This is a genomic window from Brevundimonas sp. GW821-FHT12C05 (assembly GCF_058807475.1).
Genome location: NZ_JBXAQS010000001.1, coordinates 1,544,266 through 1,563,103 on the forward strand (window position 1 = coordinate 1,544,266; position 18,838 = coordinate 1,563,103).

Here is an 18,838-nt window from a genome sequence, read left to right on the forward strand (position 1 = left end):
CTTTCGGGGGGAGCGATCAGCGGTGAGAGACGGCGGCGACCACGCGGTCGCCGATCATCTGAAGGATTTGCACCAGCACCAGCAGCAGGACGACGGTCACGACCATGACATCCGTCTGGAACCGCTGATAGCCGAAACGCACGGCCAGGTCGCCCAGGCCGCCGGCTCCGACCACCCCCGCCATGGCGGTGTAGCTGACCAGGGCGATGGCCGTCACGGTGGCGCCGGCGATGACGCCTGGCAGGGCTTCGGGCAGCAGGGCGCGGGTGACGATCTGGAAGGTCGAACCGCCCATCGCCTGGGTCGCCTCGACCACGCCCTTGTCGACCTCGCGCAGCGCCGTCTCGACCAGCCGCGCATAGAAGGGCGCCGCGCCCACGACCAGCGGCGGAATGGCCCCGGCCACGCCCAGGGAGGTGCCGACCAGCAGCACCGTCACCGGCAGCATGACGATCAGCAGGATGATGAAGGGCACCGAGCGCAGCACATTGACCACGAAGGACAGCACGGCGTTCAGCACCGGATTGGCCGCCAGCCGCCCCTTGCCCGACAGGTACAGCAGCACGCCCAGCGGCACGCCCAGGATCACCGTCAGCACCAGCGACCCGCCCAGCATCAGCAGGGTGTCCACGGTGGCGCGGGCGATCTCGGTCCAGTCGACGTTGTCGAACATCAGGCGGCCTCCACCGAAACGCCGCGCGCCGTCAGTTGCGCCACCGCCGCCTCGGCGTCGCCACCGGTGAAGGCCACGACCAGCTGGCCGTAGGGCTCGCCCCGGATGCGGCTGATGCGGCCCGACAGGATCGAATAGTCCACGCCCACCGACCGCGCGACCCGGCTCAGCTCAGGCTCATAGGTCGACGCGCCGCGGAAGGTCAGCTTGGCCAGACGCGCGCCCGCTGGCACGACCGAGGCGTCGAACGCCTCCTCGCCCTCGGCCAGCATGGCGCGGGTCACCGGATGTTGGGGATGCAGGAAGACGTCGGCCGTCGCGCCCTGCTCCACGATCCTGCCGTCCTTCAGCACCGCCACCCGGTCGCAGACCCGGCGCACCACCTCCATCTGGTGGGTGATCAGCACGATGGTCAGGCCAAGATCCCGGTTCAGCCCGTCCAGCAGGGTCAGGATCTCCTCGGTCGTCTCGGGATCCAGGGCGCTGGTCGCCTCGTCGCACAGCAGGACGCCGGGACCGCAGGCCAGGGCGCGGGCGATGCCGACGCGCTGCTTCTGGCCGCCCGACAGCTGGGCCGGATGCTTGTTCGCGTGCTCGGCCAGGCCCAGCCGCTCCAGCAACTCCGCCGTCCGCGCCTTCACCTCGGCCTCGGGCCGGCCTTCCAGCCGCAGCGGGAAGGCCACGTTCTCGGCGATCGTCTTGGCGTTCAGCAGGTTGAAATGCTGGAAGATCATGCCGATCCGGCGCCGCGCGGCGCGCAGTTCGGCCGGGTTCAGGGCGGTGATCTCCTGCCCGTCCACGAACACCTTGCCGGCGTCCGGCGTCTCCAGCCGGTTGATGGTGCGGATCAGGGTCGACTTGCCGGCGCCCGAACGGCCGACCACGCCGAACACCTCGCCCTTGGCGACGTGCAGGTCCGCGCTGTCCAGCGCCACGCGCTCCCCCGCCGCGCTGCGATAGCGCCGGGTCACCCCTTCAAGGCGGATCATCTCAGTCGGCCTTTACCGGAACGATGGTGACGCTCTCGCCGCAACCACAAGCATCCGTCTGGTTCGGATTCCGGAACACGAATTTGGAGGCCAGCTTCGAGGTCTCGAAGTCCAGCTCGGACCCGATCAGATACAGCACCGCCTTGCCGTCGATCAGCACGGTGGCGCCCTTGTCCTCGACCACCTCGTCCAGCGGCTGGATGCTGTCGGCGAAGGCGAAGGTGTATTCCTGACCCGCGCAGCCGCCGTTCTTGATGCCGACGCGCAGGCCCACGGCCGCGCCTTCCGCCGAGGCGACGAGGGCCTTCACGCGCGCGGCGGCGGCGTCCGTCAGGCTGATCGCCTTGGGACGGGGCCGGCGCGGGCGGGTGGTGGTCGAAAGCTCGCTCATCCGGGCCTCAGAACATGTTGAGCGCGAGTTTGGCCTCGTCGCTCATCTTGGAGGAATCCCACGGCGGGTCGAACACCAGCTCGGCCTTGGCCGAGCGGACGCCGTCGACCTTCGCCACCGCGGTTTCGACCCAGCCCGGCATCTCGCCCGCCACCGGGCAGCCCGGGGCGGTCAGGGTCATTTCGATCGCCACGTCGCGGTCGTCGGACAGGTCGACCTTGTAGATCAGGCCCAGTTCATAGATGTCGACCGGGATTTCCGGGTCGAACACCGTCTTCAGCGCCTCGATGATGTCGTCGGTCAGGCGGTCGATCTCGCCCTGCTCCAGGGCGGCCTTCTGCGGCGCGTCCCAGGCTTGGGCGAACGCGGCCTCGTCGGGCTTGTGTGCGGCGTCGGACGTCATGCGAAGAACTCACGGGCCTTGATCAGGGCGTCGGCGAAGGCGTCGGCGTCCTCGGTCGTATTATATAGGGCGAAGCTGGCCCGGGCGCTCGACGTCAGGCCGAACCTTTTCGCCAGCGGCTCGGCGCAGTGCAGGCCCGCGCGCACGGCGACGCCGTAGCGGTCCATCACCTGGGCGATGTCGTGGGCGTGGGCGCCCTCGACGGTGAAGGTCAGGATGGCCCCCTTTCCTTCCGCCTCGCCGATCACCTTCAGCCAGTTCACGCCGTCCAGCCGCGCCCGCGCATGGGCGTAGAGCGCCCGCTCGTGGGCGTCGATCGCCGCCTTGTCGTATTGGCCGAGCCACTCGATCGCCGCGCCCAGGCCGATGGCTTCCAGGATCGGCGGCGTCCCCGCCTCGAACCGATGCGGCGGCTTGGCGTAGGTCACCCGGTCCATCTCGACCGTCTCGATCATCTCGCCCCCGCCCTGATAGGGCGGCAGGGCCTCCAGCGCCTCGGAGGTCCCGTACAGGGCGCCGATGCCGGTCGGGCCGTACAGCTTGTGGCCGGTGAAGGCGTAGAAGTCGCAGCCGATGGCCTGCACGTCCGGCAGGCCATGCACCGCGCCCTGGCAGCCGTCGATCAGCACCTTGGCGCCCACGGCGTGGGCCATACGGGTGATCTCGGCCACCGGATTGATGGTGCCCAGCACATTCGACATGTGGGTGACGGCGACGACCTTCGTCTTCGGCCCCAGCAGGTCGGCGTAGGCCGCCATGTCCAGCGACCCGTCGTCCAGCAGCGGGATCCACTTCAGCACCGCCCCGCGCCGCTCGCGCAGCAGGTGCCACGGCACGATGTTGGAGTGGTGCTCCATCTGGCTGACGATGATCTCGTCGCCCGGCTGGATCGACAGGCCGATCCCGTTGGCCACCAGGTTGATCGCCTCGGTGCCGCCCTTGGTCCAGACGATGTTATCCGGGCTCTCGGCGTTCAGGAACCGCGCCACGCTCTCGCGCGCGGCCTCGAACGCCTCGGTCGTCTCATTGGCCAGGGTGTGCAGCCCGCGGTGGACGTTGGCGTAGCTGCCCTCCATCGCCGCCGTCAGGGCGTCGATCACCGCCCGCGGCTTCTGCGCCGAGGCGGCCGAGTCCAGATAGACCAGCGGCTTGCCGTTCACCGTCCGCGACAGGATCGGGAACTGCGCCCTCGCGGCGTAGGCGTCGAAGGTCCTGGTTCCTCCCCCATCGGGGGAGGGGGACCGCGAAGCGGTGGAGGGGTTGGCGATCACAGTCGCTCTCCCAGCCACGTCCTCGTCACCTCTCTCGCGCCCTCGTGCGCGATGCGGTCCACGACCTCGATCAGGAAGGCCTGGGTCAGCAGCGCCCGCGCCTCCTCGGCCGGGATGCCCCGCTGCTGCATGTAGAACAGGGCCGACTCGTCCAGGTTGCCGACCGTGTTGCCGTGCGCGCACTGCACGTCGTCGGCGTAGATGATCAGTTCGGGCTTGGCGTCGATCTCCCCACGCTCGCCCAGGATCAGGGCGTGGTGGCCCATGCGGGCGTCGGTGCCGTCGGCCCCGCGCTCGACGATGATCTTGCCCTGGAAGACCCCGCGCGCGGTGTCGCGCACCACCCCCTTGGTCAGCTGGCTGGTCAGCCCGTCTGGGCCCTGATGATCGACCACGCTGGTCAGGTCCGTATGGCGGTCGCCGGACAGGGCGTAGAGGCCGTCCATGCGCACGGTCGCGCCCTCGCCCGCGTGGGCGATGCGGGTCTCCAGACGCTGCAGCTTCGCGCCCGAGGCGGCGATGGTCTGGTGATAGGCCGCCCGCTTCGACAGCCGCACCTCGACCGACGCCACCGAGATCGCGTCGTGCGGCTCGTCGACCAGGACGACCCGCTCCAGCGTCGCGCCCTCCTCGACCGTGATCTCCAGCAGGGTGTTGGACAGATAGGCCTCGCCCCAGCCTTCGTGGGATTCCAGCAGGGTGGCGTGGGCGCCGGCCTCGACCACCACCCCGATGCGGGCGTGATGACCGGTCCTGACCGCATCGCTGAGCACGCGCAGCGCCAGGGTGCGAGGCGCGCCGGCCTTGAACGAGATGATGTAGACGCCTTCCAGCGCCTTGGCCGCGGCCAGCGCGCCCATCGGCATCTCGTCGGCCATGCGTGGCGCGTCGGGACCGGCGTGGTGGCTGACCTCGATGCCCGGCTCCATGTCGTCTTCCGACCACCAGTTCAGGCGGCCGTTGGCGATCAGGACCTCATTGGTGGTCAGCCCCTTGAACGGCCCGTCGCTCGGCTCGCCTTCGGGCAAGGCGGGCGACAGCGGCGGCTCGTCGCGCAGCCAGCGGCGCAGATCGGAATATTTCCACGCCTCGGTGCGCCGCGACGGGATCGTCTCGACAGTCTTCAGGTCGATGCGCACGGGGGCGTTCACGCCGCCTGCACCATGTACTGGTCGTAGCCTTCGGCCTCGAGCGCGTGCGCCAGCTCCGGGCCGCCCGAGGCGACGATGCGGCCGCCAACCAGCACATGCACCCGGTCGGGTTTGATGTAGTCCAGCAGCCGCTGGTAGTGGGTGATCACCAGCATCGACCGGTCCGGCGAGCGCATGGCGTTGACCCCGTCGGCGACGATGCGCAGGGCGTCGATGTCCAGGCCCGAATCCGTCTCGTCCAGGATCAGCAGCGACGGCTCCAGCAGGGCCATCTGCAGGATCTCCATCCGCTTCTTCTCGCCGCCCGAGAAGCCGACGTTCAGCGGCCGCTTGAGCATGTCGAAATCCATCTTCAGCGCCGCCGACGCCGCCTTGACCAGCTTCAGGAAGGCGGGCGCCGTGACCTCGTCCTCGCCGCGCGCGCGCTTCTGGGCGTTCAGCGCCGTGCGGATGAAGGTCATCGCCGGCACGCCGGGGATCTCCAGCGGATACTGGAACGACAGGAAGACGCCCTTGGCCGCCCGCTCGGCGGGGTCCAGCGTCAACAGGTCGTCGCCGTTCCACGCCACGGCGCCCTCGGTCGCCTCATAGCCCGGCCGGCCCGACAGGGCGTAGCCCAGCGTCGACTTGCCCGCCCCGTTCGGCCCCATGATGGCGTGCACCTCGCCCGCCGGAACGTCGAGCGTCAGCCCCTTGAGGATCGGCTTGTCGCCGACGGAGACGTGGAGGTTGGAGATGGTGAGCATGGTCATTCGATGTGTACGGGTGAGCGCTGGAATGCGGCTGACCCCTTAGTGGGAGCTGTGAAGGTCGCCGTGGTTTGATCGGCGTCGAAGGTCAGCGCGGCGCCCTCACGCATGATCTCCATGAGGCGGACATAGCGCTGCGGGTCTTCCGGCGGGCAATGGGCGTCCAGTGGTATTCCCGCGAGATACTCCGCCATCTCGCCATTCTTGGCCGGAGCGGTTCCGCTCCAGTACCGGCCATCAGCCTTGTCCAGAAAACCTGAATCCCGGCAACCGGCCGAGATGAAGTAACGGTTGGCGACCTCGCTGCCGGGATCCCGGTACAGACGAATCCGCATCTCCGACCCGAGCGTCGGCACATCGCCCAGCATCACGAGTTCGCCGGTGAACGCATCGGCCGGGCGCGGTTCTTCCTTCACGGCGGGCGTGCAAGCCGCCAGCCAGGTCAAGGCGAGGATCGGCAGGAACCTCACCCCACGCTCCCTTTGAAAGGCTCGAACGGCACGCCGTCAGGCAGACGCCATGAAGGAGACGGGTCGTCGAGATTGGCGGCGCAGATGGTCGAGCCGTCAGGACGGAAAGCGAAGAAGGCGAACTGCGGATCGTCCGGGAAGCCGAACCAGACGCGGTCCATCAGGATCCACGACTCTTCGCCCACATCGGCGGCAGCGATCAGGGAGTCCGCGATTTCCGAAAGCTTCCGATGCGCCGCGAAGGCGGCCTGCTCGGTCGCGGTCGGCAGACGCCAGTCGGCGGCAAGCGCCAGCCGCGCCTCGGCCTCGGCGCGAGCGACCGGTTCGCCGTACAGGGAGGCGTCGGCGATGCTCACCCCACGCTCCCTTCCAGACTGATCGCCACCAGCTTCTGCGCCTCGACGGCGAACTCCATCGGCAGTTGCTGCAGCACGTCGCGCACGAAGCCGTTGACCAGCAGGGCCACCGCCTCCTCCTGCGACAGCCCGCGCTGCTGGGCGTAGAACAACTGGTCGTCGCTCAGGCGCGTCGTCGTCGCCTCGTGCTCCAGCTGGGCCGAGCCGTTGCGGGCCTCGATATAGGGCACGGTGTGCGAGCCGCAGTCCTTGCCGATCAGCAGGCTGTCGCACTGGGTGAAGTTGCGCACACCCGTCGCCTTCGGATGCACCGAGACCAGGCCGCGATAGGTCGAGTCCGACTTGCCCGCCGACACCGCCTTGGCGATGATCCGCGACTTCGAATTCTTGCCCAGATGGATCATCTTGGTGCCGGTGTCGGCCTGCTGATGTCCGTTGGTGATGGCGATGGAGTAGAACTCGCCCGAGCTCTCCTCGCCCTTCAGGATGCAGGACGGGTATTTCCAGGTGACGGCCGAACCGGTCTCCACCTGCGTCCACGACACCTTCGACCGATCGCCCCGGCAGTCCGCGCGCTTGGTGACGAAGTTGTAGATGCCGCCCTTGCCCTCGGCGTCGCCGGGGTACCAGTTCTGGACGGTCGAGTACTTCACCTCGGCGTCGTCCAGCGCCACGATCTCGACCACCGCCGCGTGCAGCTGGTTCTCGTCGCGCATCGGGGCCGTGCAGCCTTCCAGATACGAAACATAGCTGCCCTTGTCGGCGATGATCAGGGTGCGTTCGAACTGGCCGGTCTGGCTGGCGTTGATGCGGAAATAGGTCGACAGCTCCATCGGGCAGCGCACGCCCGGCGGGATGTAGACGAAGGACCCGTCCGAAAAGACCGCGCTGTTCAGCGCCGCGAAATAGTTGTCCGACACCGGCACGACCGAGCCCAGGTACTGACGCACCAGCTCAGGATGTTCGCGCAAGGCTTCGGAAATCGGCATGAAAATCACACCGACCTTGGCCAATTCGGCCTTGAAGGTGGTGACCACGCTGACGCTGTCGAACACGGCGTCCACCGCCACCCGCGGCGCGCCCTGCACCCCCGCCAGCACCTCCTGCTCCTTCAGCGGGATGCCCAGCTTGGCGTAGACGGCCAGCAGTTCCGGATCGACCTCGTCCAGGCTCTTGGGCCCCTCCTTGGTCTTGGGCGCGGCGTAATAATACAGGTCTTGATAGTCGACCGGCGTGTACTTCACCGACGCCCAGGTCGGCTCTTCCATCGCCTGCCAGCGCTCGAAGGCAGCCAGGCGCCATTCCAGCATCCACTCCGGCTCGCCCTTCTTTTCGGAAATGAAGCGCACGATGTCGGCGTTCAGCCCCTTGGGCGCGAACTCCTGCTCGATGTCCGAGCTGAAGCCGTGCTCGTACTTCTCGAGAGCGGCGACGGCGTCGATGGTTTCCTGAACGGCGGCCATGATTTACGCGACTTCCCTCGCCCGCTCACTGATGCGGGCGACATGTTTTTCGTACGCCGCGATCCAGGCGTCGGCGAAACGGATCCAGTCTTGTTCAGTCGTGCCCCAGCCGCCCGAGATGCGCACCCCGCCGGTGGCGAGGTCGTGCAGCCCCATGGCCGAGATAGCCTTGGACGGCTTGGTCTTGCCCGACGAACAGGCGCTGCCGGCCGAGATCATCACGCCCGCCAGATCCAGGGTGATCAGCTGCTGCGGGCTGTCCCAGCCCTCGACGGCCATGAACAGGGTGTTGGGCAGGCGCGGGACGGCGCCGCCGATGATAGTCGCGCCGGCGGCTTTCGCCCGCGCCTCGGCGGCGTCGCGCCAGCCAATGTGGGCCATGGCGCTGTCCAGATCGCGCGCGGCGCAGTCGGCCGAGACGCCGAAGCCGGTCAGGCCCGGCACGTTCTCGGTGCCCGCGCGCAGGCCGCGCTCCTGCCCGGCGCCGTGCAGGATGCGCACGCCCTCGCGGCCCGGCTTCAGCACCAGGGCGCCGACGCCCTGCGGTCCGCCCAGCTTGTGCGCCGACAGGGTCAGGGTGTCCGCGTCCAGCGCGCGCATGTCGACCGGCACCTTGCCCGCCGACTGGATGGCGTCGACGTGCAGCCAGCCGCCCGCGGCCCGCACCAGCTTGGCCGCCTCGGCGATCGGCTGGATCACGCCGCTTTCATTGTTCGCATGATGGATGGCCACCACCGCCTTGCCCGGCCGCGCCAGCGCCTGCGCCAGCCAGGCCAGGTCGACCACGCCGTCCGCATCGACCGGCAGCACCTCGACCGGCGCGCCGCTGACCATGGCCGCCTCGGCCACGCAGGGATGTTCGGTCGCGCCGACGATCAGCCGCTCGCAGCCGCCCGCCAGGGCGCTGACGATGGCCTGCGCATTGGATTCCGTCCCGCCCGACGAGAAGATCACCGCCGTCGGATCGGCCCCGACCAGATCGGCCACCTGGGCCCGGGCCGTCTCGATCCGCGCCCGCGCCCGGCGTCCGGCGGCGTGCACCGCCGACGGATTGCCGTTGTCGGCCAGGGCCTTGGCCATGGCCTCCTGCACTTCCGGTCGCACCAGGCCCGAGGCGTTGTAGTCCAGGTAGACGCTCACGCCGCCGCCTCCATGCCCGCCGCCAGCGACCGGCGGCGCGCGCCGGTGCGGTTCAGGACCACGTCCTCCAGCGACACCGCCGCCAGATAGGCGTGGATCTCGGCGCCCAGGTCTTCCCAGAGGTTATGGGTGATGCAGCGTTCGCCGCCCATCATGCAGCCACGCGGCGTGCCCAGGCCCGAGCAGCGCGTGGCGCGGATCGGCTCGTCCACGGCCAGCACGATCTCGGCGACCATGGTCACCTCGGGGCCCCGCGCCAAGCGGTAGCCGCCGCCCGGACCGCGCACGCTCTGCACCAGCCCGCTCTTGCGCAGGCGCGCGAACAGCTGCTCCAGATAGCTGAGCGAGATCTCCTGACGGGTGGCGATCTCAGCCAGAGAAACAGCCCGCGTCTCACCGCTCACGGCGCGTCCGTTCCGGGCCAGATCGGCCATCGCCATCACGGCGTAACGTCCCTTGGTCGACAGTCGCATCGCGCACCTTCAAAATTTGCGCGCTTTACGAGGGTCCTGTGCTAGAACCCGCGCCTTCGCAAAAGCGTCAGCACGCAGAGCGGACTTAGAAAGTCCTACCCCTGTGGTCAAGTATTACGCAGCTGCGAAATGATGTTTGAACACGGGAATTCGCTCCGCCCATGCCTGAAGTCATCCTGCCCGGCGCGTCTGGCCGCATCGAAGGCCGCTATTCGCCGGGCAAGCGTCCGAACGCTCCCATCGCCCTGATCCTGCACCCGCACCCCAAGGCGGGCGGGCATATGAACAACCCGGTGGCGGTGACCCTGTACCAGCTGTTCGTGAAGCGCGGCTTCGCGACGCTGCGCTACAACAGCCGCGGCGTCGGCAAGTCGCAGGGTGAGTTCGACTCGGGCATCGGCGAGCTGGCCGACGCGGCCACTGCCCTGGACTGGCTGCAGGCCAACAATCCCGCCGCCACCCAGACCTGGGTCGCCGGCTATCAGTTCGGCGCCTACATCGGCATGCAGCTGCTGATGCGCCGCCCGGAAACGGACGGCTTCATCTCGGTCTCGCCGCCGTCGAACATGTACGACTTCAGCTTCCTGGCGCCCTGCCCGGCCTCGGGCCTGTTCCTGCACGGCACCGCCGACACCATCGTCCCGCCGGTCGAGGTCGAGCGCGTGGTCAACAAGCTGCGCACCCAGAAGGGCATCATCATCGACTACGAACTGGAAGAGGGCGCGACCCACTTCTGGCAGGACCACATCGGCGCCGTTGAACGCCGCGTCGGTGCCTATCTGGACAAGCGCCTGGAAGAGAAGCCGGCGTGACGACCCCAGCGGAGCTGTCGGAAGCGCTGGACCGCGCTCCGGCGGCCCGCGCCGCCTATGACGCCCTGCCGCCGTCGCACCAGCGCGAATACGACCGCTGGATCGCCGAGGCCGTGAAGCCCGAAACCCGTCTTCGCCGCGCCGAACAGGCCGTCGAGAAGCTGCTGGCCTAGGGCTGCTCCCCGCAGGGAGGATGGTTGGCGAACATCTGTTCGTATTCGGCCAGCGTCCAGCGGAACCCCATCGCCCGGCGGCGGGCGTCTGCGTTTTCCGGGTCTTCCAGATTGTCCCGATCGACAACCCATTTGCCGCCCTTGCAGGTCACCTGGGTGCCGTAGCGCTGCGGTCGCCCCTCATTGTCCGCCAGACGGTCGTACATCAGCCCATAGGACTGGCCGTCGACCTCGCCGCGCGCGACCAGCGGCTCCAGGACCGGCACGAACCGCCGCCAATTCTCGATGTCGGAATGTTGGATGATCAGGAAGGCCGCGCTCGAGGCTTGTTCGCCATAGACGCTCTTCAAGAACCAGCCTTCGGCCGGAACCATGGCCAACAACTCGGCCAGCAGCTTCTTGTCCGTGGCCATCAGCGGCGCCCACATGGCTGAGAAGGCCGCCTCGCGCTCGCTCACCGGCAGGAGGGTGATGTCGATGGGGGTCACGGCGCGGCGCCCGACCTGATCCAGCACGCCCATCCGCTCCAGGCGTTCGCGGTCGTTGACCGCCGGCGGCAAGGCCGCCTGCCGGGCCTCCTCGGCGGCGATCGCCTCCGCCACCGGCGCGATCAGCGCCCGCGCCTCGGGGCTCAGCGCGGCCGGCTCCTGAAACGCCAGCATGGCCGACAGAATGATTGCGAGCATGGAATCCCTCCCCTGTGGGTCGGACTGCAGACGAAGACAAAGGCGAAGTTGCGGCCTCGGTCCCCGCCTCGCCCTGTTCCATCGGCCCGTCAGGGCTTGGCAATCCTTTGCGTGCATCCTGCCGACATGTTCGCCCGCCTGATCCTCGTCCCCGCCCTCCTGTCGCTGGCCCTCCCCGCGGCGCCCGCCCTGGCCCGCGAGGACGCCCGCGACTTCTGCGCGGCCCGCCCCGGCAAGGGCACGCCGACCTGCATCCTGGATGAAGGCCGCTGGCAACTGGAGCTCGGCCTGGCCGACTTCAGCCGCCAGACCGACACCAGCTCCCGCACCACCGGTTGGGCCGCCGGCGACATCCTCATCCGGCGCGGCGTCACGCCCACGACCGAGATCCAGTTCGGCGTGACGGCCTACAACAGCCAATCCGTCCTCGACCGGGCCAGCGGCGTCTCCGAGACCGAGCGGGGCGTCAGCGACATCAGCTTCGGCGTCGCCCATTCGCTGGCCAATCCGGACGGCTCGGGCGTTTCGGTCGCCGTGGCCGCCTACCTCACCGCCCCCACCGGATCGAGCGCGTTCCGGGCCGACGGGATTGAAGGCGGCGTCATCCTGCCGGTCTCCCTGCCCCTGAACGACGACTGGAGCCTGAGCCTGTCGCCCGAGATCGACATGGTCTCCAACAGCGACGGCGACGGTCGGCATGCCGCCTACGCCATGGCGGTCGGGGTCGGACGATCGGTCGGCCCGTGGGCCTTGGGCGTGGAGTTGTGGGCCAGCCGCGACGAGGATCCGCTGTCCCCCACGACCCAGTCCACCCTCGACCTGACCGCCGTCTGGTCCCCGCCCTTCCTGGCCGACGCCCAGCTGGATTTCGGCCTGAACTTCGGCCTCAACGACGACAGCCCGGACATCGAGTTCGGCATCGGCGTCGCCCGGCGGTTCTAGGTTTCTCCTGGTCGGGGCCGGCGACGTCCGTTTTTGACGCATCGCCATGCCAGACTGGAGTCTGGTCTTTGACATCCCCGTCCCGGCGCTTGCTTGCGGTTGAGCCCGCTCGCTGCCGCCCCGCAGGACGAGAAAAAGTGCACTTTTGTGCACTCAAAAAAATAATGCGCGCAAACTCCGATCTCAGTGATCGCCTTCCGCGACCGTCACGGCCGACGTCCGGTGCGCGCGCAGGCACCAGACCACGCTGACGATCATCAGCGCCATGGCGACCAGTTCGATGGCGGTCGGCCCGCGCCCTTCCCACAGATAGCCGTACAGGAAGGCGAACAGGGTCTCGAACACGATCATCTGGCCCAGCATCGACAGCGGCAGCAGGCGGCTGGCCTGGTTCCAGAAGGCGTTGCCGACGATCGAGGCCAGCACCGCCACCCCGACGCTGACCGCCGCCAGCCGCGTCCACTGCTCCGCCGTCGCCCCGCCCGCGCCCAGCAGGGCCGGCACGGCCAACAGCAGGGCGAAGGCGCCGGTCACCACCCCGGTCAGCAGCGACCAGTCATGCGCCCTGACCTGCGGCAGGCGCGCCATCCAGCGGCTGTTGCCGACCGCATAGGCCGACCAACTCAGCAGGGCCGCCAAACCGCAGCCCAGCCCGATCAGCACCGACGTCGCGTCCCGTCCCTGTCCCTCGCGCGACAGGCTCTCCCAACCGATCAGGGCCACGGCCACGGCCGCCAGCAGGATCGGCGGCCCGACCTTGCGCAGCGGCGGCGCATCGGGATCGCGCAGCCCCCAGACCGCCACCACCACCGGCACCATGCCCACGATCAGGGCCGAGGCGGCGACCCCGGCGAAATGCACGCTGACCACCAGGAACAGGTAGTAGACGATGTTGCCCGCCAGGCTCAGCCAGGCCAGCGCCCACCACGCCTTGGCGTCCAGCAGGGCCGTCACCTTGCGCCAGCGCGGGGTCAGCAGCAGGGCCGCGATAAGGCCATAGGCCAGATACCGCCCCGCGCTCATCAGCATGGGCGAGGCGTCCGGCGCGACCTTGGGCGCCAGGAAGACGAGGCCCCACATGGCCCCGGCCCCGAGGCCGCAGGCGACCCCGATCAGGCGGTCCCGGGACGCGGTCACCGGTACAGCAGGAAGGGCCGGCGCGTTTCCAGCCAAGCCTGTTCGTCGAGCCGGGTCAGGGCGTCCAGATCGTCCGGCGTCGAGGCCGGGTCATCGACCCATTCGCGCAGCTCCGGCCCGCCGTTGATCACGTCGATCGGCAGCTTGCCGAAGGCGTATTCGTACGGGAAGTCGCGCCACAGGTCGTAGTCCGGATACAGCCGCCGGATCGCCTTGAAGCCCAGGGCCTGCACCCGCCACGGCTGAAACGCCTCATGGTCGTAGGCCGGGTCGTCGACGTGGATCTGCACGCCCGAGCACAGCTTGCCCACGTGCTTGTGGAAGGTCGGCTCGAACCACATGTCGCGCAGCACGCAGCCCTTCAGCCACTGCGGGGCGAAGGCCTTCATCTCGGCGATCACCGCGCGGGCGTCGATGTCGGGCGCCCCGAACAGCTCAAGCGGCCGTGTCGTGCCCCGCCCCTCGGACAGGGTCGCCCCCTCCAGCATCACCGTCCCGGCGTAGGCCCGGGTCATGGAGACGTTGGGCGCGTTCGGGCTCGGGTTGATCCAGCTGCGCTCGCTCAGCGGCCAGCCGTAACCGGGGCCCTCAGCAGGCGCCCAGCCCTCCATCTCGATGACGCGGTAGGCCACATCCAGCTTGAAGTGATCGATGAACCACAGGCCCATCTCGCCCAGGGTCAGGCCATGCCGCATCGGCATCGGCCCGGCGCCGACGAAGCTCTCCCAGCCCTCGCGCAGGATCGTGCCCTCCACGGGCCGCCCGGCGGGGTTGGGCCGGTCCAGCACCCAGACCTCCTTGCCGTGCTCGGCGGCGGCTTCCAGCATGTAGAGCAGGGTCGTCACGAACGTGTAGATGCGGCAGCCCACGTCCTGCAGGTCGATCAGCACCACGTCGAAGGTGCTCATCCACTGGCCGTGCGGGCGGCGGACCTCGCCGTACAGACTGAAGACGGGGATGCCGTGCACCGGATCGGTATAGTCCGGGCTCTCCATCATATTGTCCTGCAGGTCGCCCTTCATCCCGTGCTGCGGGCCGAAGGCGGCCGTCAGCTGGATGTCCGGATGCGCCGCCAGCGCGTCCACCGCATGGGTCAGGTCCTGCGTCGTCGACGCCGGATGGGCCACCAGCGCCACCCGCCGCCCCTTCAGGGCTGAACTGAGGGCGGGATCGGACAGCAGGCGATCGAGACCGAACTTCATGGCAGCTCCGGCGCCGGCAGGACCAGCGCGAACGAGTCGGGATGATGGAAGTCCGGCTTATCCGATGGGTGGGCCAGAGCCCAATAGCTGATCGTCCCGTCGACCTCCTCGATCACGGCGGTCAGGCCCAGCCGCCAGTCCGGCGCCGGCAGGCCTGGTTCCATGAAGAAGCTCGCGGTCAACTCCAGGCTCTGAGACGGGGGATAGACCATGAGCGAGTACGGCTCGACGGCGGCGTCCCTCATGCCTTCGCGGTAGCCGTCGAAGGCGTAGGTCGCCCATCGCAGCGAGGTCGCCAGGTTGAACTCCAGATAAGCCTCCTCGCCGACAGCCTGCAGGAAGGCTTCGAAGCAGGTGTGCCGCCAGAGCTCGTCTGTGCGGACGGACCCCGGTTCGTCCGCCCTCGGCAGCAGGACCCGATCCAGATCGCCGAAGACGCGGTATCGGAGCGTCAGCTCGTCCGAACCGCGCTCGACCTCGACCTCGACCCGGTCGATGGCGGTGGTGGGGCTGGACGGGTGGGGCTGGAGGACGACGTGCATCCCTCCTCGATAGCCCGCGCCGTCCCGAGGTCAAACGCTTGACCCGCGCAGCACCTTCGCCTTAGCTGGCCCCATGTTCGCCCGCGCCACCCGCACCGGCCTGTATTACCGCCCCTCGATCTGACGAGCGGCCAGCGAACCCCTGCGCCGCCCTCCCCGGCGCGCAATCCTCCCGAGACGCTCGCCGGCTTCCCTGCTAACGGAGCCTCCATGAGCGATCAGTCCTTCAAGTCCAACTTCCTGCGCACGCTTCAGGCGCGCGGCTACATCCACCAGATCACCCACCCCGTCGAACTGGACGAGGCGGCGTCGAGCGGCGTGGTGACGGCCTACATCGGCTTCGACGCCACCGCCCCCTCGCTGCACGTCGGCAGCCTGATCCAGATCATGATGCTGCGCCGGCTTCAGCAGGCCGGGCACAAGCCCGTCGTTCTCATGGGCGGCGGCACGACCAAGGTCGGCGATCCGACCGGCAAGGACGCCTCGCGCCCGCAACTGACCGACGCCGACATCCAGGCCAACATCGACGGCATCCAGCAGGTCTTCGCCAAATTCCTGACCTTCGGCGACGGCCCGACCGACGCGGTCATGGTCAACAATGACGAATGGCTGTCCCAGTTCGGCTACATCCAGTTCCTGCGCGACTTCGGGACCCACTTCACCGTGAACCGGATGCTGGCGTTCGACTCGGTCAAGCTGCGCCTCGAACGCGAGCAGCCGATGACCTTCCTCGAGTTCAACTACATGCTGATGCAGTCGGTGGACTTCCTGGAGCTGAACCGCGCCCGCAACGTCACGCTCCAGATGGGCGGCTCGGACCAGTGGGGGAACATCACCTCGGGCGTCGACCTGGTCCGCCGCGTGGACCAGAAGGCCGCCTTCGGCCTGACCACGCCGCTGCTGACCACCGCCTCGGGAGGCAAGATGGGCAAGACCGCCCAGGGCGCCATCTGGCTGAACGCCGACCAACTGAGCCCCTATGACTACTGGCAGTTCTGGCGCAACGCCGACGACGCCGACGTGGGCAAGTTCCTGCGCCTGTTCACCGACCTTTCGCTGGACGAGATCGCCGCGCTCGAAGCCCTCGAGGGCGCCCAGATCAACGACGCCAAGAAAGCCCTGGCCGACGCCGCCACCACCATGCTCCACGGCGCCGAAGCCGCCGCCACGGCCCGCGCCGCCGCCGAGAGCGCCTTTGAGAAGGGTCAGCTGTCCGCTGATCTGCCGACGGTCGAGATCGCCCGGGACGAGGTCATCGGCGCCATGCTGGCCGCGGTCACCACCAAGGCCGGCCTGACCGCCTCCAACGGCGAGGCCCGGCGCCTGGCCCAGGGCGGCGGCCTGCGCCTGAACGACGAAGCCATCGCCGACGGCGCCCGCCTGATCGAGGCCTCGGACATCAATGCCGACGGCGTGCTGAAGCTGGCGGCGGGCAAGAAGAAGATCGTCCTGGTGAGGCCCGTCTGATGACCGACATCACCGAAGGCATGAAGGCCCCGGCCTTTGACATGGCGACCGCCGACGGGGGCCGGGTCTCGCTGGCCGGGCTGAAGGGCAAGGCCGTGGTCCTGTACTTCTACCCCAAGGCCGACACCCCCGGCTGCACCACCGAGGGCCAGGACTTCTCGGCCCTGATCGGTGACTTCGAGGCCGCGAACGCCGTGGTCGTCGGCGTCTCGCGTGATCCGGTGAAGAAGCTGGCCCGTTTCCAGGCCAAGTACGATCTCAAGGTCGTCCTGGCCTCCGACGAGCCCGAGGACGTCACCCTCGGCTGGGGCGTCTGGGCCCAGAAGAAGCTCTATGGCCGCGAATACATGGGCATCGAGCGCGCCACCTTCCTGATCGACGGCGAGGGCGTCGTCCGCCGGGTCTGGCGCAAGGTTTCGGTCAAGGGCCACGCCGCCGAAGTTCTCACCGCCGTAAAGTCGCTCTGACCACGGATCAAACGGCCTGAAACCCAGATTCGGGCGGACGTTCCAAGGTCGCGGATACGCCTCACAGGCGAAAAGCAGCCGCGATTACCGTCGTTCTTCGCCTGAAGACGCATCGGCGTGGTTAACGAGACGTAAAGAGACTTGCCGTCGCCCCCCAGTCGTGGCTCATACCCAGCCGGGCGTGGGGGCGTTTGAGTATGGCCGAGCACGAGACGGACGTCAGACGGTCGCTCATCGGGCGCTGGTTCCCGACGCGCTACCTCTATCTCCGCGACGGCGACGACGTGAAAGCCTGGGCGCTGACGCCCGGCCGCCAGATCATGGCCGCTGCCGGCGCCGTCCTGATCGGCGGCTGGTTCCTGGTCGCCTCGGGCGGCTTCGCCCTCGACATGGTCCGCCAGAGCAACGCCGACCGCACCGTGGCCCGCAGCCGCGCCGAGGCCCAGCGACTGAACGCCGACCTGCAGGCCCGTCTGGACAGCGCCGTGGTGCGCATGACCGCCACCACGGGCTCGCTCGACGAAATGGCCGAGATGGTCGAACGCCGTCATGCCGCCCTGACCCGGGTCATGACCATGTTCCGCGGCGTCGAGGGGGCCCCGGCCGCCCTCGCACCCGCCCCGGCCCTGAACGCCGACCGCAACACCCCCGTCCAGCGCATGATCGCCGTGCGCATGGACCAGGAACGGCTGATCGCCCGCGCCGAGAGCGTGGCCAGCACCCGCGCCGAGCGCCTGCGCCTGGCCTTCCGCCTCGCCGGCCTGAATCCCGCCGCCTACGCCCCGCACAACGCCGCCTTGGGCGGACCGCTGGTCGACGCAAGCGATCCCCGCGCGCTGGGCGCCGTGCTGGACGTGGACGAGGCCTTCGCCGTCCGCATCCGCAAGGCCGCCGACAACCTGTCCGACATGCGCCAGCTGGCCGACGCGGCCCAGGGCCTGCCGCTCCGCCGTCCGACCGGCGCGCGGACCACCTCGGGCTACGGCGTCCGCTTCGATCCGTTCAACGGCCGCCCTGCCCTGCACCAGGGTCAGGATTTCGCCGCCCCCCTGAACAGCCCCGTCTACGCCACCGCTCCCGGAATCGTGTCTTTTGTCGGCATCCGTTCAGGGTATGGCAACGTCGTTGAGATAGACCACGGTCGCGGTTTCAAGACCCGTTTCGCCCATCTGAACTCCATGGCCGTGCAAGCGGGCCAGCGTATCCCGCTCGGCCAACGCATCGGCGCCATGGGAACGACAGGACGCTCCACCGGCGTTCACCTGCACTATGAGGTGTGGATGAACGGCCGCCCGCAAAACCCAGCCCGCTTCATGAGAGCCGGAGACCAACTTGTTCAACAAGACTAAATCCCCCGCCCCGCAGCCCCAGTCGCGTTCTGACAGCGGCTCCTCCATTCCGCCGTTGCCCGATCTGCCCGCACCGGGCGGTTCGGCCGCCGCGACCGCCGCGCCGCGCGCCGCCGCTCCGGCCGTCGCGTCGCGCGGCCTGTCGACCCTGTCGTCGGACCTGCAGTTCGAAGGCAATGTCGGCGGGGCCGGCGACCTGCAGATCGACGGCCAGGTGAAGGGCGACGTGAAGGTCGGCCGTCTGATCGTCGGCGAGACCGGCGCGGTCGAAGGCAATGTCGCCGCCGACTATGTCGAGGTGCGCGGCCGCGTCGTCGGCGCCGTCTCGGGCAAGCAGGTCAAGCTGATCGCCACCGCCTATGTGGACGGCGACATCACGGCCGAACAGCTGTCGATCGACATCGGCGCCTACTTCCAGGGCCGCGTCCTGCAAGGCCGCCGCGAAGCCCCGCAGGCCACCGCCCCGGCTCCGGCCCCGCGCCCGATCGAGCCGGCGCCGCACATCATCGACATGAAGCCGCCGGCCGCCTGA

The 18,838-nt window shown here is 68.8% G+C and carries 23 protein-coding genes; 7 read left to right on the forward strand and 16 right to left on the reverse strand.

Annotated elements, in window-relative coordinates; all coding sequences use genetic code 11:
* Nucleotides 1–16: 16 nt before the first annotated feature.
* Genes AC1RRF_RS07375 through AC1RRF_RS07430 form a run of 12 tightly spaced genes read right to left on the reverse strand, consistent with a single transcriptional unit; the run spans nt 17 to nt 9,529 of the window.
* Nucleotides 17–673: a methionine ABC transporter permease gene (locus AC1RRF_RS07375; protein ID WP_492833781.1), complete on the reverse strand. Its 657-nt coding sequence runs from the start codon at nt 671–673 to the stop codon at nt 17–19.
* Entirely contained in the window at nt 673–1,662 is a 990-nt protein-coding gene (locus AC1RRF_RS07380; RefSeq protein WP_492833782.1) for a methionine ABC transporter ATP-binding protein, read from the reverse strand. Before AC1RRF_RS07380 ends, AC1RRF_RS07375 begins: the two co-directional genes overlap by 1 nt.
* A gap of 1 nt (nt 1,663) precedes the next feature.
* Nucleotides 1,664–2,053, reverse strand: a complete 390-nt coding sequence (locus AC1RRF_RS07385) for a HesB/IscA family protein (RefSeq protein ID WP_492833783.1) — start codon at nt 2,051–2,053, stop codon at nt 1,664–1,666.
* A gap of 7 nt (nt 2,054–2,060) precedes the next feature.
* A complete protein-coding gene (locus AC1RRF_RS07390; protein WP_492833784.1) occupies nt 2,061–2,456 on the reverse strand; it encodes an SUF system Fe-S cluster assembly protein in 396 nt (131 codons plus the stop codon).
* Complete coding sequence (locus tag AC1RRF_RS07395; RefSeq protein ID WP_492834150.1) at nt 2,453–3,724, reverse strand: aminotransferase class V-fold PLP-dependent enzyme; 1,272 nt, start codon at nt 3,722–3,724, stop codon at nt 2,453–2,455. The genes AC1RRF_RS07390 and AC1RRF_RS07395 overlap by 4 nt, the downstream gene beginning before the upstream one ends.
* Nucleotides 3,724–4,878 (reverse strand): Fe-S cluster assembly protein SufD, encoded by a 1,155-nt coding sequence (sufD, locus tag AC1RRF_RS07400; protein WP_492833785.1) that lies wholly within the window; start codon nt 4,876–4,878, stop codon nt 3,724–3,726. The genes AC1RRF_RS07395 and sufD overlap by 1 nt, the downstream gene beginning before the upstream one ends.
* Nucleotides 4,875–5,624 carry a Fe-S cluster assembly ATPase SufC gene (gene sufC, locus AC1RRF_RS07405; RefSeq protein ID WP_492834151.1) on the reverse strand — a complete coding sequence of 250 codons (750 nt, stop codon included), beginning with the start codon at nt 5,622–5,624 and terminating at the stop codon, nt 4,875–4,877. Before sufC ends, sufD begins: the two co-directional genes overlap by 4 nt.
* A 2-nt stretch (nt 5,625–5,626) precedes the next feature.
* On the reverse strand, nt 5,627–6,097 hold the full coding sequence (locus tag AC1RRF_RS07410; protein WP_492833786.1) for a hypothetical protein: 471 nt from the start codon (nt 6,095–6,097) through the stop codon (nt 5,627–5,629).
* Nucleotides 6,094–6,453 (reverse strand): hypothetical protein, encoded by a 360-nt coding sequence (locus tag AC1RRF_RS07415; RefSeq protein ID WP_492833787.1) that lies wholly within the window; start codon nt 6,451–6,453, stop codon nt 6,094–6,096. Before AC1RRF_RS07415 ends, AC1RRF_RS07410 begins: the two co-directional genes overlap by 4 nt.
* Nucleotides 6,450–7,916, reverse strand: a complete 1,467-nt coding sequence (gene sufB, locus AC1RRF_RS07420) for a Fe-S cluster assembly protein SufB (protein ID WP_492833788.1) — start codon at nt 7,914–7,916, stop codon at nt 6,450–6,452. Before sufB ends, AC1RRF_RS07415 begins: the two co-directional genes overlap by 4 nt.
* Nucleotides 7,917–7,919: 3 nt before the next feature.
* Nucleotides 7,920–9,056, reverse strand: coding sequence for a cysteine desulfurase family protein (locus AC1RRF_RS07425; protein WP_492833789.1), 1,137 nt, complete (start codon nt 9,054–9,056; stop codon nt 7,920–7,922).
* A complete protein-coding gene (locus tag AC1RRF_RS07430) occupies nt 9,053–9,529 on the reverse strand; it encodes an Rrf2 family transcriptional regulator (protein ID WP_492833790.1) in 477 nt (158 codons plus the stop codon). The genes AC1RRF_RS07425 and AC1RRF_RS07430 overlap by 4 nt, the downstream gene beginning before the upstream one ends.
* A gap of 161 nt (nt 9,530–9,690) precedes the next feature.
* Between AC1RRF_RS07430 and AC1RRF_RS07435 the strand changes: the two genes are divergently transcribed.
* Both AC1RRF_RS07435 and AC1RRF_RS07440 read left to right on the forward strand, forming a co-directional pair.
* Nucleotides 9,691–10,341, forward strand: coding sequence for an alpha/beta hydrolase (locus AC1RRF_RS07435; protein WP_291839330.1), 651 nt, complete (start codon nt 9,691–9,693; stop codon nt 10,339–10,341).
* Nucleotides 10,338–10,514, forward strand: a complete 177-nt coding sequence (locus AC1RRF_RS07440) for a YdeI/OmpD-associated family protein (RefSeq protein ID WP_492833791.1) — start codon at nt 10,338–10,340, stop codon at nt 10,512–10,514. The genes AC1RRF_RS07435 and AC1RRF_RS07440 overlap by 4 nt, the downstream gene beginning before the upstream one ends.
* Here the strand turns inward: AC1RRF_RS07440 and AC1RRF_RS07445 are convergent.
* Entirely contained in the window at nt 10,511–11,200 is a 690-nt protein-coding gene (locus AC1RRF_RS07445; RefSeq protein ID WP_492833792.1) for a DUF6624 domain-containing protein, read from the reverse strand. The two genes, AC1RRF_RS07440 and AC1RRF_RS07445, sit on opposite strands and share 4 nt — an antisense overlap.
* 111 nt (nt 11,201–11,311) lie before the next feature.
* Between AC1RRF_RS07445 and AC1RRF_RS07450 the strand changes: the two genes are divergently transcribed.
* Complete coding sequence (locus AC1RRF_RS07450) at nt 11,312–12,142, forward strand: transporter (RefSeq protein WP_492833793.1); 831 nt, start codon at nt 11,312–11,314, stop codon at nt 12,140–12,142.
* A 183-nt stretch (nt 12,143–12,325) separates the two neighbouring features.
* Here AC1RRF_RS07450 and AC1RRF_RS07455 read toward each other — a convergent pair whose 3' ends face one another.
* From AC1RRF_RS07455 to AC1RRF_RS07465, 3 genes are read right to left on the reverse strand one after another with little or no spacing between them, the layout of a single operon-like run.
* On the reverse strand, nt 12,326–13,279 hold the full coding sequence (locus AC1RRF_RS07455) for a DMT family transporter (protein WP_492833794.1): 954 nt from the start codon (nt 13,277–13,279) through the stop codon (nt 12,326–12,328).
* Complete coding sequence (locus AC1RRF_RS07460) at nt 13,276–14,481, reverse strand: exo-beta-N-acetylmuramidase NamZ family protein (protein WP_492833795.1); 1,206 nt, start codon at nt 14,479–14,481, stop codon at nt 13,276–13,278. Before AC1RRF_RS07460 ends, AC1RRF_RS07455 begins: the two co-directional genes overlap by 4 nt.
* A complete protein-coding gene (locus AC1RRF_RS07465) occupies nt 14,478–15,023 on the reverse strand; it encodes a DOMON-like domain-containing protein (RefSeq protein WP_492833796.1) in 546 nt (181 codons plus the stop codon). Before AC1RRF_RS07465 ends, AC1RRF_RS07460 begins: the two co-directional genes overlap by 4 nt.
* Nucleotides 15,024–15,233: 210 nt before the next feature.
* On the opposite strand from AC1RRF_RS07465, the gene tyrS reads away from it, so the two are divergent.
* The 4 genes from tyrS (at nt 15,234) to AC1RRF_RS07485 (ending at nt 18,838) form a co-directional block, all read left to right on the forward strand.
* A complete protein-coding gene (gene tyrS / locus AC1RRF_RS07470; protein ID WP_492833797.1) occupies nt 15,234–16,490 on the forward strand; it encodes a tyrosine--tRNA ligase in 1,257 nt (418 codons plus the stop codon).
* Nucleotides 16,490–16,957 (forward strand): peroxiredoxin, encoded by a 468-nt coding sequence (locus tag AC1RRF_RS07475; RefSeq protein ID WP_492833798.1) that lies wholly within the window; start codon nt 16,490–16,492, stop codon nt 16,955–16,957. The genes tyrS and AC1RRF_RS07475 overlap by 1 nt, the downstream gene beginning before the upstream one ends.
* A 197-nt stretch (nt 16,958–17,154) precedes the next feature.
* Entirely contained in the window at nt 17,155–18,306 is a 1,152-nt protein-coding gene (locus AC1RRF_RS07480) for a M23 family metallopeptidase (RefSeq protein ID WP_492833799.1), read from the forward strand.
* A complete protein-coding gene (locus AC1RRF_RS07485; protein ID WP_492833800.1) occupies nt 18,290–18,838 on the forward strand; it encodes a bactofilin family protein in 549 nt (182 codons plus the stop codon). Before AC1RRF_RS07480 ends, AC1RRF_RS07485 begins: the two co-directional genes overlap by 17 nt.